Origin of the sequence: Smaragdicoccus niigatensis DSM 44881 = NBRC 103563, from assembly GCF_000380645.1 — a bacterium.
GTDB lineage: Bacteria > Actinomycetota > Actinomycetes > Mycobacteriales > Mycobacteriaceae > Smaragdicoccus > Smaragdicoccus niigatensis.
Window position 1 is genome coordinate 642,456 of sequence record NZ_AQXZ01000019.1, and the last position, 15,145, is coordinate 657,600.

The following is a 15,145-nucleotide window of genomic DNA, read 5'->3' on the forward strand; positions in this document are numbered from 1 at the left end:
CGGAGGGTGCCCCTTGTTGGGACGTTCTCCGTTTTCGGATGCCGGTGACTTGATTTCCGTGGGCTGCACGTGGTCAAGCCGGTCTCCGGCTGTTGTTCTCAAGACTGCTTGGGGGATGTTGCGCCTGTGTTTCCGAGCGTTGTCCGTGGCGTTTAAAAACCGCCTGCGACGGCCAATTTCGCGCCAAATGGCGTGCGATGGACCACACCGACCGGCTGCGGGTCCGAACGGCGGACGAAGAACCACCACGTCACGACAGCGCAAATCACGTAGAACGTGAGGAACACATAGAAGGCATGTGTCCCCGAGTGCGCCGGCCCGGTATACGACTGCCGCAGCGTCATGTTGATGAGGACGCCACCGAGCGAACCGATCGCGCCGGCGAAGCCCAGCAGAGCTCCTGCCGTCGAGCGTGACCACGCGGCCCGCTCCGCGACGGACAGACCTTCGAGATCGTGTGACTTCGCCTCGAAGACGACCGGAATCATCTTGTACGTCGAGCCGTTTCCGATTCCCGCGAGCATGAAGAGGATGAGGAATCCGACGATGTAGGTCGTCATCTGCCCATGAGTGGCAGCGCCGGGCTGGAGGTCGTCGGCGTGAGACGTGTAGGCAAGCAGACCGCCGGCACCCATCATCGCGATGAACACCGAGAACGTGACCCGACCACCGCCCATCCGGTCGGCGAACTTGCCGCCGATCGGACGGAACAGGGCGCCGAGCAGTGGTCCGAGCCAGGCGATCTGTGCCGCATGCAACGCCGCCTGGGCGGCGGTCTCGCCGGCGGCCTTGTAGTTGATCTGCATGATCTGGCCGAACGCGAAGCTGAATCCGATGAAGGACCCGAACGTGCCGATGTACAGGAGGCTCAGGATCCACGAGTGCCGGAATCGAAGCGCCTCGAGCATGCGCTTGAGGCTCGCGTGCTGACCGGAGATGTTGTCCATCATCACTGCGGCGCACACGGCCGCGGCCGCGATGAGCACGAGGTAGATGGCGCACACGATCTCGGGGCGGCGATTACCCACGGTCGCGATGACGAGGAGGCTCAGCAGCTGGATGACCGTGACACCGAGGTTTCCGCCACCGGCGTTGAGGCCGAGCGCAAGGCCCTTGAGCCGCTGCGGATAGAAGAGATTGATGTTCGCCATCGACGAGGCGAAGTTCCCACCGCCGACACCGGCGACCGCCGCGACCACGAGATAGGTCGGGTACGAGGCCGGGTGCAGCATGAAATACGTCGTCAGCACCGCGGGGATGAACAGCAGCAGAGCCGAGAAGATCGTGAAGTTACGGCCACCGAACTTCGCCGGGGCGATGCTGTAGGGAATGCGCAACATGGCGCCGCACGCGATCGGCACCGCCATCAGGATGAACTTGCCACCCGGATCGATGCCGTACACCTCTTCGGGCATGAAGAGAACCATGACCGACCAGATCGACCACACCGAGAAGCCGATGTGTTCGGCGAAGATCGAGGCGATGAGATTCCGGCGTGCGACGTTCTTGCCGCCCGCTTCCCACGCCTCGACATCTTCGGCATTCCAGTGGTCGATCCATCGCGAACGCATCAGTGCGTGCACTCTGCCTCCCCGTCGAAGTAGTGAGACTTCACGGTAGGAAGTGTGTGTTGCCGCAGTAGTGACAGTTTTATGACCCAAGTGTCACTACCTCCTCACTCTCGGAAATGACCGGGAGTGAGGAGGTAGTGACTTTCATTCAGTTGTTCGCCATTGATCAGGCGGTGATCGCCACCGAGTCGTCCTCGACCGCGGCACGCTTGGCGCCCGGCACCGCGTGGATCGCTCGAGTCGACGGGCGGCGGAGGAACACTGCCCAGGTGACGATCGCGCAGACCACGTAGAAGGCCATGAACACCCAGAAGGCGTTGGTCGCCGACTTGGCCTGACCGACGTACGAAGCGCGGAGCACGACGTTGATCAGCACACCACCGAGGGCACCGATCGCACCGGCGAAGCCGATGAGCGCGCCGGACATGCTGCGCGACCACAGGGTCTTCTCGGTGTAGCTCAGCTCATCCTTGCTCTGAGCCTTCGCCTCGAAGATCGACGGGATCATCTTGTAGGTCGAACCGTTGCCGATACCCGAGAGGACGAACAGCAGGATGAATCCGATGACGTAGGCGGTCATCTGACCAGTCGTGGCTGCACCCTTGAGTCCGTCGTCCATGACGCCCGTGGTGACGAGGATGCCACCCGCGAAGACCATCGCGATGAAGGTGTACAGCGTGACCTTACCGCCGCCGATCTTGTCCGCGAGCTTGCCACCGAACGGACGCGAGATCGAGCCGAGCAGCGGTCCGATGAACGCGATCTGAGCTGCGTGCAGAGCGGCTGCACCCTGCATCTGCGGCGTAGCCTTGAGCGCCCCGGAATGCGTCAGATCTGCCATGAAGCTGATCTGGAGCACCTGGCCGAATGCGAAGCTGAACCCGATGAACGAACCGAAGGTACCGATGTACAGGAACGCCATCACCCAGGACTGACGGAAGCGAAGCGACTCGCCCATTGCCGACAGGTTCGACTTCTGGTTGCCGAGGTTGTCCATGAACAACGCAGCACCAACGGCAGCGAGCGCACACAGCACCAGGTAGACGGCACACAGCAGCGTCGGGTCGGTCTTGCTGACAAAGGCGATGACACCGAGTCCGAGGAGCTGGATGACCGGCACACCGATGTTTCCACCACCGGCGTTGAGGCCGAGCGCCCAACCCTTGAGTCGCTGCGGGTAGAACGCGTTGATATTGGTCATCGAGGAGGCGAAGTTACCGCCGCCGAGACCCGCGAACGCCGCCACGATCAAATACGTCGTGTACGAGGCCGGGTTCAGCATGAAGTACAGCGTCAGAACCGTCGGGACCAACAGTGCGAGGGCACTGAAGATCGTGAAGTTCCGTCCGCCGAACTTAGCCGGAGCCACGGTGTAAAGGATTCGCAGGATCGCACCGACCAGCGTCGGGACGGCCAGCAGGTAGAACTTGCCAGCCGGATCGATGTGGTACTTGGCCATCGGCATGAACAGAACCATGACGGACCAGATCGACCAGACCGAGAATCCAACGTGCTCGGCGAAGATGGACCAGATCAGGTTCCGCTTGGCAATCTTCTCGTTACCGGATTCCCAAGCGTCGACGTCTTCCGCGTCCCAATGGTCAATGTAGTGCTTTCGGGTGGTGGTCTTCACCAGGCCGCCTCCTTTATCAAGTGGATGCGGATAACCGTAAGGACCGCTCGTTGCGCCTATGCGTCGCAATATTTGCTGCCAAATCAACCCTCGCTCACTTTTCGACCGTAGAGCCGGTGAGAAGTGACGGTCCGGATCCCTGGATGTTTCCACCGCGTTTCACCGTGGCGTTTTTGTGCCTGAAGTCCCTGCTCAACGCCGACCACTCCGCTTTCGACCGGTGCGAAACAATTGGCGGGCGGTGCCGTAGAGGGGATAGCAAATCCACGGTTTCCTTTCTTCCAAGCTACCTCGCTGGACCGGAATACCGCATCCGCTGGGCCGTGGCGAGGTAATTCCAGCCGGGATTCCGCCGTAACCACGTCCGGTGAAGGGCTTAAATACGAGGTAAGCAGTTTCGCCGACGATGGGCCGCGCACGTGAATGAACGACCGTTTCTCGCGAGTGGGCTCGTCCTCCAAGCCGTCGGCATCGTCGGCGTCTGGCAAGCGTGGCCGGGTTACGCCAGCTGGGCCGCGGCGACCACGATGATGGTCGTCTTCATCATCGCCGTCGGTTTGGTGTGGATAGGCGCGCTGTTGTGCTTGGTTTGGGCGGTCGCCGGCGGAGTTCGCCGGGGCCTGCAAGGCACGGTCGCGACGATCAAGGTGCCTGGGCTGTCGCCGAAGCGGCCTCGGCAGGTTTTTCTCAACCGGGAGGCGTGAGGCTAGCCGCGGCGCGCGGGCTTCTTCCCCTTCAAACCCAGCCGACGACTCGCCTGGTCGAAGCGGTAGTACAGCTTCGGCGGCACGAAGGTCAGTACCGCGGAACGCCGCAAACCGAGCAGCGCGATCATGATCTCCGGCGGGAGTTCGACATAGCGCGGCAAATGCTCGTACCACCGTGCGCTGCGGTAAGCCGCTCGGCCAGTGCTCTGGAGCGCTGACTTGCGTTCCCGTTCGTAGAGGTCGAGAGCCTCGTCGAGCGGGAGGTCCTCGTGCAGTAGGCGGGCCAGAACGGCGGCGTCCCCGAACGCCAATCGGGTGCCCGCTCCGATGGAGTAATGCGTGGTGTGGGCAGCGTCCCCGGCCAACACGAGGTTGCCGCGGTGCCACGTGCGGTTGGTCAGCGTGCGGAAGTTCAGCCAGTTCGCGGTCGTACCCGGGGTTACGCGACCCATCAGCGGGTGACCATCGAGAATGCTGGCGAACAACTTCTCCAGCATGCGGAGACAGTCCGTCTCGCTCATCCGATCGAACCCGAGTCCGTGCCAGGTTTTGGGAGCGCATTCGATGATGCAGGTGCTGCGGTCATCGCCGTACTTGTAGCCGTAAGCCCAGACCCAGCCATGCTCGGTCTCGACGAAGAGATACGTGAACGGCTCGAAGACTTTGCTCGTGCCAAGCCACACGTAATAGTTCTGCCCCACTGCGAACTTTTCGCCGAAGTGGTCGGCGTGACGCTGGCGAAGCGCACTGTTGACGCCGTCACCGGCAAAGATGAGGTCGGCGTCGGCCAGTTCCTCCTCAGAGGTGATCTCGTGCTCGTATTCGATACGCACGCCAAGTTCGCGGGCACGTTCGGCCAGGATGTCGAGCAGTTGGCGACGGCCGATCCCCGATCCTGGATCCCATCCCTCCTTGACCGTCGTGCAATCGCGCACGCCGATGGAATAGGAACTCCAGCGGGCGGCGCTTGCCTCGAGGCTGGCGGCTGACTCGGGATCGGCACGGCGAAGCTTCTTGAACAGACCTTTGGACATCGTCACGCCCCAGCCGTACGTGGAACCGGCCGCATTCCGTTCATAGACGGTGATGTCGTGGGAGGGGTCGCGCTTCTTCATCAAAATCGAGAAGTACAGGCCGGCGGGTCCACCGCCGACGCAGGCGACCTTCATAGGAGCCTCCCCGGGTGACGCAGGCTGATCTACTTGCAACCCAGACTATTCGAGCAGACTCGAGCGCGTTGGCGGACGCTTTCTAAAGCATCAAGCGCACAAGATCTGCGGTGCGCTGCAGCCCCGGGAACGCCTCCGGCGTCGAGCGCGGGTGCATGGCGTGCACCGCCAGCCGGAACATGACCGCGCGCAGCAGCATCTGCGGCCATTCCGGCAGCTCTTCCCAACGCTCGAGCAGTCCGTCGTCGGCGCCGCCCCACGACAGCGCGTCAACCACGGAAACGGCGGCAGCCCACGGCGCAGGTCGCCAATACGGTGTGATGTCCGTGATTCCGGGCGTGCTCGTGCCGGTGAACAGCACAGTGCCGAACAGGTCGCCGTGCACGAGCTGCGGTGGCGTCTTGATCGGTTTGCGAAGCGACGCCAGGCGGACGATCGCGTCGACGCTGCGGGCGGTGTCCGGCGAACGCGTCTCCGGCGGCGCGATTCCGCGCATCACCCGCATCGGCTGGCTGTCCCAGGCAGCTCGATCTGCGGCGACGAACGTGTCGACCTGAATCCAGGGCGCGAGCGGACCCTGCGCGAGAAAGCGGGGACGTTCGAGGCCCGCCGTCGCGGCGTGCAGGCGGTTCGCGACGGAGACGACCTCGTCGTAGCGCGGCTCCGGAGTGCCCTCGATGAACGTGTCGCAGCGCCAACCCGACGCCACGTATCGACCATCAGTCGAACGAACCGGTCGAGCCAGGCGAACCCCCTCGAGCTGCAGGCCCTCGCGCACCTTCGCCGACCAGGCAGCGCGAGCGTGGTCCGCGACCGGCGTCAGCACGACATCCCCACAGCGCCAGCCGCCGTCCCAGTCCAGCCCCAGCGGCTCTGGCTCGACGCCGCGCAGCCCGAAGGTCGACCGCACGTGTTCCGGCGGTGCAACTGTCGTGGAAAGGCTTGCTGCTGTGGTCACGAAATCCCAACCCCTCATGCTCGGATGCGATGCAGCAGGTGCCGGGATCACCGGACCTGCTGTCGGCATGCATGAAAACGTAAGAGTCCGCGAGACCGCACGCGCCCGGAGACGCGCGAAGGTGACTAATAAACAGGCAGAGTGTTATCGACCTGTTTTGCCCACGCAATCACGCCACCTTGCAGGTGCGATGCGTTCGAGAAGCCCGCCTTCTTCACCGCGGCGAGCACCTCGGCCGACCGGATTCCCGTCTTGCAGTGCAGCACAATGGGTTTGTCGAGAGGGAGCTCCGCAAGGGCCTCACCCGAGAGGATGCGGTCCTTGGGAATGAGCGTCGCGCCCGGGATCCGGACGATGTCCCACTCGACGGGTTCGCGCACATCGATGATCGCGATGTCCTTGCCGGAGCGAACCATCTCGTCGAGTTCGCGGGCCGTGATCGTGGATTCAGCTGCGGCGGCCTGCCCCTCCTCCGAGACGACACCGCAGAACTCCTCGTAGTCGATGAGTTCGGTGATCGGCTGGCGGTCGGGATCGCGGCGCAGCCGGATCGTGCGGTAGCTCATCTCGAGCGCGTCGTAGACCATGAGACGGCCGAGCAGCGGCTCGCCGGTACCGGTGATGAGCTTGATCGCCTCAGTGACCATGATCGAGCCGATCGATGCGCACAGCACACCGAGCACGCCACCCTCGGCGCACGACGGGACCATGCCGGGCGGCGGCGGCTCCGGGTAGAGGTCGCGGTAGTTCAGTCCCTGCTCGTCCGGCGCGGCTTCCCAGAAGACCGATGCCTGACCCTCAAACCGGTAGATCGAGCCCCACACGTAGGGCTTGCCGGCCAGGACAGCAGCGTCGTTGACGAGGTAGCGCGTGGCGAAGTTGTCCGTGCCGTCGAGGATGAGGTCGTACTGCGCGAACAGCTCGACCGCGTTCTCGGGCTCGAGCCGGTCGGTGTGCAGCACGACGTTGACCAGCGAGTTGATATTCCGGATCGAGTCGCGAGCCGACTCCGCCTTGGGCCGGCCGACGTCGGGTTCGCCGTGGATGACCTGACGCTGGAGGTTCGACTCATCGACGACGTCGAACTCGACGATGCCGATGGTGCCGACCCCAGCCGCGGCCAGGTACAGCAGAGCGGGTGAACCGAGCCCGCCCGCACCGATGACCAGCACCTTGGCGTTCTTGAGCCGCTTCTGCCCCACCACACCGATGTCCGGAATGATGAGGTGACGGCTGTAGCGGGCGATTTCATCCCGCGTCAGCTCGGCAGCTGGCTCCACCAACGGTGGCAATGACATTGAGGGCTCCTCACAGCGATGTCGCAACGCCCATACGGGTAACCGCGCGTTTCATTTGAGATCAACGCATAAGTGCGGCGCAAACTTCCCGGTCATTGTCACGCAGACGCCGGGGCGAGCCAAACCGCGGTTACTTCGCCGGGACCGGATACGGCCAGGCGTTCGGCTTACATTCCTTGCCATCCTTGGGCACGACGCCGGCCGGGTCGAGGTTGTAGACCTCGTTGTTCGCGGTGCCGAACGTCTGCTGCATCATGACCGGCGCGAGGCCACCGTCGGTATCGCACGGCGCATGCTGGTGGAACCCGATCGCGTGTCCGACCTCGTGGTTGATGACATACCGACGGTATGCGCCGATGTCACCGTCGAAGGCGACCGCACCACGAACCCATCGCGGCGCCGTGATGACGACTCGGTTGTTGTCCTGGTCGTAGCACGAGGTGTCGACCGGAACGTCGAAGCCGCAGATCTTGCGCGCAGTGGTCTGCGCGGCGAACGAGATGCGGAAGTCGGGTGTACCGCTGTCGATACGCTGGAATCCGAACTTCTTGTCCTTGGTCCAACTCTTGGGGTCCGCGAGAGTGTCGTCGACGATTTTCGCGAACTTCTCATCGCCACCCAACGCAGTGGTGTCGTTGCCGTCTTCGACCTCGACCATGTACGTGAAGACGTGTCCACCGCCGACCTGCTTTGTCGTGCCCGGAACGGTGTGCCAGGTGCCATCACCGAACACCTCGAACGAGGCACCGTCTGGCAAGGCATACGACGGCGTTGCCGGGTTGAAGGGCCCGTCCGCCTTCGGGCCGATGATGCCGGTTTCCTTGGCCGCGACAACGGTCGGCGGCGGCGTCCCATTCTTCTTTGCGTCCGAGCTGCCCCACAGCGTGTCGGCGAGGACCAAGAGCGTCACCACGGCGAGAACCGGGATCGCGTAAATGCGCCAGCCGTACAAATCGATGTTCCGGCGCAGCCATCCCTTTCGCGGCGTCTCAGTCGGCGACGGGTCGAGGTCGGTCACCCACACAGAATGTCATGTCGCCGCCCGAACCGGACCACCAGCCACGCGGTTATCATGGACAAACCCCGCTCGAAGAGTCTCGAGCGGCCTGAGTCGACGGGACGATTGCGCGTGACAGAGGTAGGCAACCGAATGTTTTCGGAGCCGGGGAACACGCAACGCAAGGGTGGTCGCCTTCCTCGCGAGGAGCGTCGTAACCAATTGCTGGCCGCCGCCACTGAGATATTCGTGACGCGGGGCTACCACGCCGCCCAGATGGATGAGATCTCCGAACGCGCCGGAGTCAGCAAGCCTGTTCTCTACCAACACTTCCCGGGCAAACTCGACCTCTACATCGCGGTCCAGGAGCGCTACCTCGACAGCTTGTTGAGCGGCGTGCGCAATGCCCTCGCCTCGACGACCGACAACCGAGAGCGCATTCGCGCCGCGATCGCGGCCTACTACGAGTTCGTCGACCACGAGTCGGAGGGATTCCGTCTGGTCTTCGAATCCGATATCCGCAGCGAACCGACGGTGTCCAAGCGCGTCGATGAAACGCTCACCGCCTGCGGAGACGAGATCTTCCGCCTGATCTCGGAAGACTCGGGCCTCGACGCCGCCCGCTCTCGCATCATCGCCGAGGCGCTCGTCGGTATGAGCCAGCAGACCGCTCGCTGGTGGCTAGACGCGGACCGCCCCATCACCAAGAACGAAGCGGTCGACATGACAGTCCTGCTGGCCTGGGGTGGCATGGCCCGGGTGCCGTTGCAGCACCCCGGCCACGCGCTGCAGTAACTAGGAGACCGGCGCGAATCCGACGCGGCCACCGTGGGCAGGTCCGATCTCGACGTACGAGATCTTTCCGGCCTGAATGAGGTACTTGCGACCCTTCTCATCGGTCAGCGACAGCACGCCCTCGCCCGTGCCGGACAGTGCCGCGGAGACGATCTTCTCGACCTCTTCGGGAGTCTGGATGCTCGAGATGACGAGCTCGCGCGGGCTCTCCGAAATACCGACCTTGACCTCCACGAGAAGCCCCTCCTGACGACGTTGGTGTGTACGCCAGTCAGGCTATCCCAGGACTAGGTCAGCCCAACCCAAGCGTGACCATACGTTCGCTATGGGCCGATTCCATGCGGTCGAACAGCCGGACGATGTTGTTGAGGTCGCCCGTCGCGCTGATGAGGAGTTCGGTCAACTCCATCCGCTGCGCCATGATCATCTGCGCCTGAGTGACGGCCTCACCGAGCAGACGGCGGCCCCACAGAACCAGACGATCGCGCTCGGCGGTGTCGTTCTCGACGAGGGCACGAACTTCTTCGATGACGAACTCCGAGCTCGCCGTGCTTTCGAGGACCTCACGCACGATGGCGGCGACCTTCTTCGGCAGCGCCGATGCGATCTCCGCGTAGAAGTCGGCCGCAAGTCCGTCGGCGACGTAGAACTTGACGAGCGATTCGCCCCACGTCGAAGGGTTCGTCGCGGCGTGGTAGTCGTCGATCGCGGCGACGAACGGTTCCATCGCCGAAAGGGCGTCGCCACCGCGTTCGGCGATGGCCTTCTCGAGCATGGTGAAGTGCGACAACTCCGAGGCCGCCATCTTCGCGACCGCTACTCGGCCACGCAGCGACGGGGCCTGCTGCGCCTCTTCAGCCAGGCGATAGAAGGCCGAAACCTCGCCGTAGGCAAGGACAGCAAAGAGGTCCGCGATGCCCGGATGTTCGGTCGAAATCTGCGGGCCGGTCGCCTGTTCAGCTGTCATGGTCAGTGAGCCTATCGGGTCTCTTCGAAGTTCCAGACAATGGCACGATAGGATGCAGGCGGGGTTACGCTGCGGTTTTCCTGTATTTCACCTGGTCTGTTTTCTTACTACCGGCCAGTCGAGATTCGCAGATCACTCAGCGCCCCCACGTCATTGCGCGCGCACGCCTTTTTTGGATGTAGCGAATCGGTGAGCTCCCTTAAGTCGGAGCCCCGCTTTTGCCCAGCGAGCGCGCACCCATAGGAAGGCCAGGAACGCTGAGCAAGATCGCCATTTCGACCGAGGTTCTGGACACCACGCCAGACGCTGAGGGAACCCCGGTTCTCGAAGCCGAGTTCGATGAAACACACACCACCCCCACCTTCGCTGAGCTGGGCGTTCGCGAGGAAATCGTCCGCGCGCTGTCCGACATGCGCATCGAGCGCACCTTCGCGATCCAAGAACTGACACTCCCCCTCGCACTCGCCGGCGAGGACCTCATCGGCCAGGCCCGCACGGGCATGGGCAAGACGTTCGGTTTCGCCGTTCCGTTGCTGCACCGGATCAGCACCGCGAGCGGCGCACTTGCCCCGCTGGACGGCACGCCGCGCGCGATCATCATCGTGCCGACGCGTGAACTGTGCCTCCAGGTCAGCGAAGACATCGTCAATGCGACCAAGCACCTGCCCGAGGTCCGCAGCCTCGCCATCTACGGCGGCCGGCCGTACGAGCAGCAGATCGCGGCACTCAGGTCTGGCGTCGATGTCGTCATCGGAACCCCGGGCCGCCTTCTCGACCTCGCCAACCAGGGTCACCTGATCCTCGGCAAGATCGGCGTTCTCGTGCTCGACGAAGCCGACGAGATGCTCGACCTCGGATTCCTTCCGGATATCGAGCGCATCCTCAACATGGTTCCGGACAAGCGTCAGACGATGCTGTTCTCGGCGACCATGCCGGGCCCGATCATCACGCTCGCGCGCACGTTCCTCACCAAGCCGACCCACATCCGGGCCGAAGAGGCGCACGAGTCATCGGTTCACGACCGCACCGAGCAGTTCATCTACCGCGCGCACTCGCTCGACAAGGCCGAGCTGGTCGCACGTGTCCTGCAGGCCGAGAGCCGCGGCGCGACGATGATCTTCACGCGGACGAAGCGCACCGCGCAGAGCGTTGCCGACGATCTCGCCGATCGCGGTTTCTCGGTCGGCGCCGTGCACGGTGACCTCAACCAGGTCGCCCGCGAGAAGGCGCTGAACCGCTTCCGGGACGGCAAGATCGACGTGCTGGTCTGCACCGATGTCGCCGCTCGCGGTATCGACATCGACGACGTCACCCACGTCATCAACTACCAGTGCCCCGAAGACGACAAGACTTTCGTCCACCGCATCGGGCGTACCGGCCGCGCCGGCCGGACCGGCGTCGCGATCACGCTCGTGGACTGGGATGACATCCCCCGCTGGCAGTCGATCGATCACGCGCTCAAGCTCGATATCCCGGATCCGGTCGAGACCTACTCGAGTTCGCCGCATCTGTTCAGCGACCTCGGTATCCCGGCCGACGCCAAGGGACGGCTCCGCAAGGCCGCCTCGGAGGCTCCGAAGCCCGAAGGCGAAAAGGCCGAGCCAGCCGAGCGTCCGGCGCGTAACCGCAACCGCACCCGGCAGCGCACCCGTGCCGGAAAGCCGGCTGGGGACGCCGCACCGGCCACTGCCGAAACTCCCGAAGTGGAAGAAGCAGTCGCGGACGCTCCGTCCGAGGAAGGCGACGCGACCGGAGCACCGAAGCGCCGTCGTCGACGTCGTGGTCGCGGCCGGGGACCCGGCGCCGAGGCCTCGACGGAATCGGTTGCCGCGTCGGCAGAGTAGCCTGCATTCGTGCTGGCACCGGAACGACGGACTCGGACCGATCTCGCAGTAGCGCTTGCGATCGGAGTTGTGGTCGCGCTCTTCGTCGGGTTGATGTGGTGGACGAGCGATTCGCGGAACACCACCTCGACTCCGATGGAAACCACGCTCCCCCCGCTGCCCTCGGCATCGGCGGTACCCGACGCGGTGTCCGAGCTGTGGCATGCGAAGAGCACCCGCACACCGGCAGCCATCGCCGTGCGGGGCTCGGTCGTCACCGCAGACGGCAGCACGATCGTCGGCCACGATGCGGCCACCGGACGTGAGCTGTGGCGGTATGCCGGGCCGGAACCTCTGTGCGACGTCATTGGGACGTGGTCATCGACGCTCGCCGTCTACCGGAACTCACTCGGTTGCGGCGACGTCATCGTGCTCAAGGGTGAAAACGGCGCGCGCGATGTCACGCGAAACAGCGACGCCGACGATCCGGTGGAACTGACGTCCGACGGCACCTACGTCGTGTCCCGCGGCAGTACGCGGATGGAAGTGTGGCGCAGCGACCTCGTCCGCACGCTCGAATACGGCCGCGTCGACGATCAGAACGTGTCGAACGCACAGCCACGCACTGGTTGTGCCTTGGTGTCGGCGGTGTCGTCGAGCGCGAAGTTGGCGCTGGTCGAGGACTGCGCGAGCGACGCCGGACTGCGGCTGAGCATCCTCGACCCCGCGCCGAAGGATGCGGCGAAACCAGAGGAGTTGGCGTCGACGATCATCCCGGACGTCGATCCCGATGACGCGACGGTTCGGCTCCTGGCGGCTGGCTCGGATCGGTTCGCGGCCTACATCGCCGAGCCTGGCAAGCCTGCGCGGATCGTCTATTTCGATGCGAAGGGCGAGCCGGACGGCGAGAAGGTGCTGCCGTCGGCGTTCACCGCCGATCCCGTCACCGCGAAGGTAGGTTCGGTCGTCATGGTCTGGGGCGGTTCGGACGTCTACGCCCTCGACACGACAACGCTCGACGTGCGGTGGTCTCGCGCGGGCGCCTTGGGGCCCGGTGCACTGATGGCCCACGACCTGCTGCTCCCCGTCAAGGACGGAATCGCGGTCATCGATCCCGAGACGGGCAAGGAGAAGCGGATCATGCGCGTACAGCGGGATTCGAACGCGCTCGTCACGACCGCCGTGGCGGGGAACGTGATCGTCGAGCAGCGGGGAACGGACGTCGTCGCGCTGCGTTGATTTCGGAATCGCGGCCTAGATGAACACGTCCAGCAACATGACCATCCCGAGCCCGAACACCGACAGCACGGTCTCCATGAGCGACCACGTCTTGATCGTCTGCCCGACGCCGAGGCGGAAGTACTCCTTGACCAGCCAGAATCCGGCGTCGTTGACGTGCGAGAAGAACAGCGAGCCCGCCCCGATCGCGAGAACGACAAGCGACACCTGACCGCTGTCCATCCCGCCGACCAAGCCGAGGATGAGCGAGGACGCGGTGATCGTGGCGACGGTCGCCGAACCGGTCGCGAGGCGAATGAGCACGGCGAGCACCCACGCCAGCAGGATCACCGAGATCGAGACGCCTTCGGCCCATCGAGCCAGCATCGTGCCGATTCCGCTGTCGACGAGGACCTGCTTGAATCCCCCGCCGGCCGCAACGATGAGAATGATCCCGGCGACGGCAGGCAGTCCGGATTCGACCGACTTCATGATGGCATGGCGACTGAGCCCCGCACCCCGGCCCAACGTGAACATCCCGACCACCACTGCGATGAGCAGCGCGATCAGTGGCGTGCCGAGAGCATCGAAAACCTGCCGGACCGTGTTCTTCTGGTCGTCGATGAAGATGTCGACCAGGGCCTTGCCGAGCATCAACGCGACTGGCAGCAGGACCGAGAACATCGTCAGTGCGAACGACGGCCGCTTACGTTCTTCCTCGTCTCCGTCGGATGCCTCGAACGTGTCCGGCGCCGAGACGACGACCCACTTGCCGGCCAGACGTCCGAACAGCGGACCGGCCACGATGATCGTCGGAATCGCGACGACGACACCCAGCGCCAGCGTGACGCCGAGGTCGGCGCCCAGGAGTCCGACGGCGGTCAGCGGTCCCGGGTGCGGCGGGACGAACCCGTGCATCGCGGACAGGCCGGCGAGTGCCGGGATACCGATCGTGATGAGCGACTGCTGCGAACGCCGAGACACGAGGTAAATGACCGGCATCAACAGCACGAGTCCGATTTCGAAGAACATCGGCAACCCGATGATGGCTCCGACCAGCGCCATTGCCCAGGGCAGTGCCCGCGGAGAGGCCGCCCCGACGATGGTGTCGACGATTTCGTCCGCGCCGCCGGAGTCGGCGAGCAATTTGGCGAACATCGCACCGAGCGCGATGAGGATGCCGACGCCGGCCGCGGTCGAGCCGAAGCCGTCGGTGAACGACTTGAGCACCGTCGTGAGGTTCTCGCCGGCCACGATTCCAACCGTCAGACCACCGAAGATCAGTGCCAGGAACGGGTGCAACTTCGCGACCGTGATGAGAATGACGATGACCGCGATACCAGCGAGGAAAGCCGCGATGAGCTGCCACGATGAGGCTACCGGCTCGACGATCTTCGGGGCGTCGGCGGCAAGAATGGTGATCATCGGTTCTCCCGTCCGATCTTCGACAGGTATTCCTCGACGATCGTGTCGATGGATTGGTCGACGTCGATGACAACGCCGTGCTCATCGGCATCGAGCGGTTCGAGGGTGGCGAACTGCGAAGCGAGGAGTGACGCCGGCATGAAGTGGCCGGGCCGACTGGCCTGACGTGCGGCGATGACTTCCGGCGTGCCACTCAGGTGCAATACCTCGAGGTCTGGGCAGTGCCGCCGTAGCTGATCCCGGTACTTCCGTTTGAGCGCCGAACAGCTCATGACCCCGCCGTCCGGGTGGTCGGCCAGCCACTGCCCGACCTTCTCGAGCCAGGGATGGCGATCGTCATCGTCGAGTGGATGCCCGGCCGACATCTTCGCGATGTTGGCCGCCGGATGCAGGTCGTCGGCGTCTTCGAACGGCACCCGCAAACGTTGCGCCAACGCCGCTCCGACGGTCGACTTTCCGGAGCCGGAGACCCCCATGACCACTATCTGCGACGCCATACGTCAATCATTTCCCTTGGTAGCCAACCTAAACAGCGAAACTCTTCACGAGTTCTCCACAAGTTCTCCCCGAAGCCTTCGTGCCCC

At 64.1% G+C, this 15,145-nt stretch carries 14 protein-coding genes; 4 read left to right on the forward strand and 10 right to left on the reverse strand.

The genetic code is table 11. The features are described from left to right. Positions 1-152: 152 nt before the first annotated feature. Positions 153-1,571, reverse strand: a complete 1,419-nt coding sequence (locus F600_RS0124170) for an MFS transporter (RefSeq protein WP_040632598.1) — start codon at positions 1,569-1,571, stop codon at positions 153-155. A 166-nt stretch (positions 1,572-1,737) separates the two neighbouring features. Then, complete coding sequence (locus F600_RS0124175; RefSeq protein WP_018163246.1) at positions 1,738-3,204, reverse strand: nitrate/nitrite transporter; 1,467 nt, start codon at positions 3,202-3,204, stop codon at positions 1,738-1,740. Positions 3,205-3,623: 419 nt separating this feature from the next. Here F600_RS0124175 and F600_RS0124180 point away from each other — a divergent pair, with 419 nt between their 5' ends. Beyond that, entirely contained in the window at positions 3,624-3,908 is a 285-nt protein-coding gene (locus F600_RS0124180; protein WP_018163247.1) for a hypothetical protein, read from the forward strand. Positions 3,909-3,910: 2 nt separating this feature from the next. On the opposite strand, the gene F600_RS0124185 is transcribed toward F600_RS0124180, so the two are convergent. From F600_RS0124185 to F600_RS0124200, 4 genes are all read right to left on the reverse strand, one after another. After that, on the reverse strand, positions 3,911-5,080 hold the full coding sequence (locus tag F600_RS0124185; RefSeq protein WP_018163248.1) for an FAD-dependent monooxygenase: 1,170 nt from the start codon (positions 5,078-5,080) through the stop codon (positions 3,911-3,913). An 82-nt stretch (positions 5,081-5,162) separates the two neighbouring features. Then, positions 5,163-6,038 carry a TIGR02569 family protein gene (locus tag F600_RS0124190; protein ID WP_245541617.1) on the reverse strand — a complete coding sequence of 292 codons (876 nt, stop codon included), beginning with the start codon at positions 6,036-6,038 and terminating at the stop codon, positions 5,163-5,165. A 125-nt stretch (positions 6,039-6,163) separates the two neighbouring features. Further along, positions 6,164-7,336 (reverse strand): adenylyltransferase/sulfurtransferase MoeZ, encoded by a 1,173-nt coding sequence (gene moeZ, locus F600_RS0124195; RefSeq protein ID WP_040632313.1) that lies wholly within the window; start codon positions 7,334-7,336, stop codon positions 6,164-6,166. A gap of 130 nt (positions 7,337-7,466) precedes the next feature. Further along, positions 7,467-8,354 (reverse strand): DUF3152 domain-containing protein, encoded by an 888-nt coding sequence (locus F600_RS0124200; RefSeq protein WP_245541618.1) that lies wholly within the window; start codon positions 8,352-8,354, stop codon positions 7,467-7,469. A gap of 111 nt (positions 8,355-8,465) precedes the next feature. Between F600_RS0124200 and F600_RS0124205 the strand changes: the two genes are divergently transcribed. Continuing rightward, positions 8,466-9,128, forward strand: a complete 663-nt coding sequence (locus F600_RS0124205; RefSeq protein ID WP_026306901.1) for a TetR/AcrR family transcriptional regulator — start codon at positions 8,466-8,468, stop codon at positions 9,126-9,128. On the opposite strand, the gene F600_RS0124210 is transcribed toward F600_RS0124205, so the two are convergent. Beyond that, complete coding sequence (locus tag F600_RS0124210; protein WP_018163253.1) at positions 9,129-9,362, reverse strand: DUF3107 domain-containing protein; 234 nt, start codon at positions 9,360-9,362, stop codon at positions 9,129-9,131. A gap of 58 nt (positions 9,363-9,420) precedes the next feature. Then, entirely contained in the window at positions 9,421-10,095 is a 675-nt protein-coding gene (locus tag F600_RS0124215) for a ferritin-like fold-containing protein (protein ID WP_018163254.1), read from the reverse strand. Between the two features lie 218 nt (positions 10,096-10,313). Here F600_RS0124215 and F600_RS0124220 point away from each other — a divergent pair, with 218 nt between their 5' ends. Both F600_RS0124220 and F600_RS0124225 read left to right on the forward strand, forming a co-directional pair. Further along, positions 10,314-11,939: a DEAD/DEAH box helicase gene (locus F600_RS0124220; RefSeq protein WP_018163255.1), complete on the forward strand. Its 1,626-nt coding sequence runs from the start codon at positions 10,314-10,316 to the stop codon at positions 11,937-11,939. Positions 11,940-11,948: 9 nt separating this feature from the next. Then, complete coding sequence (locus tag F600_RS0124225) at positions 11,949-13,157, forward strand: Rv3212 family protein (RefSeq protein WP_018163256.1); 1,209 nt, start codon at positions 11,949-11,951, stop codon at positions 13,155-13,157. Positions 13,158-13,172: 15 nt separating this feature from the next. On the opposite strand, the gene F600_RS0124230 is transcribed toward F600_RS0124225, so the two are convergent. Next, positions 13,173-14,561 (reverse strand): GntP family permease, encoded by a 1,389-nt coding sequence (locus tag F600_RS0124230; RefSeq protein ID WP_018163257.1) that lies wholly within the window; start codon positions 14,559-14,561, stop codon positions 13,173-13,175. Then, a complete protein-coding gene (locus F600_RS0124235) occupies positions 14,558-15,058 on the reverse strand; it encodes a gluconokinase (RefSeq protein ID WP_018163258.1) in 501 nt (166 codons plus the stop codon). Before F600_RS0124235 ends, F600_RS0124230 begins: the two co-directional genes overlap by 4 nt. Between the last annotated feature and the right edge of the window lie 87 nt (positions 15,059-15,145).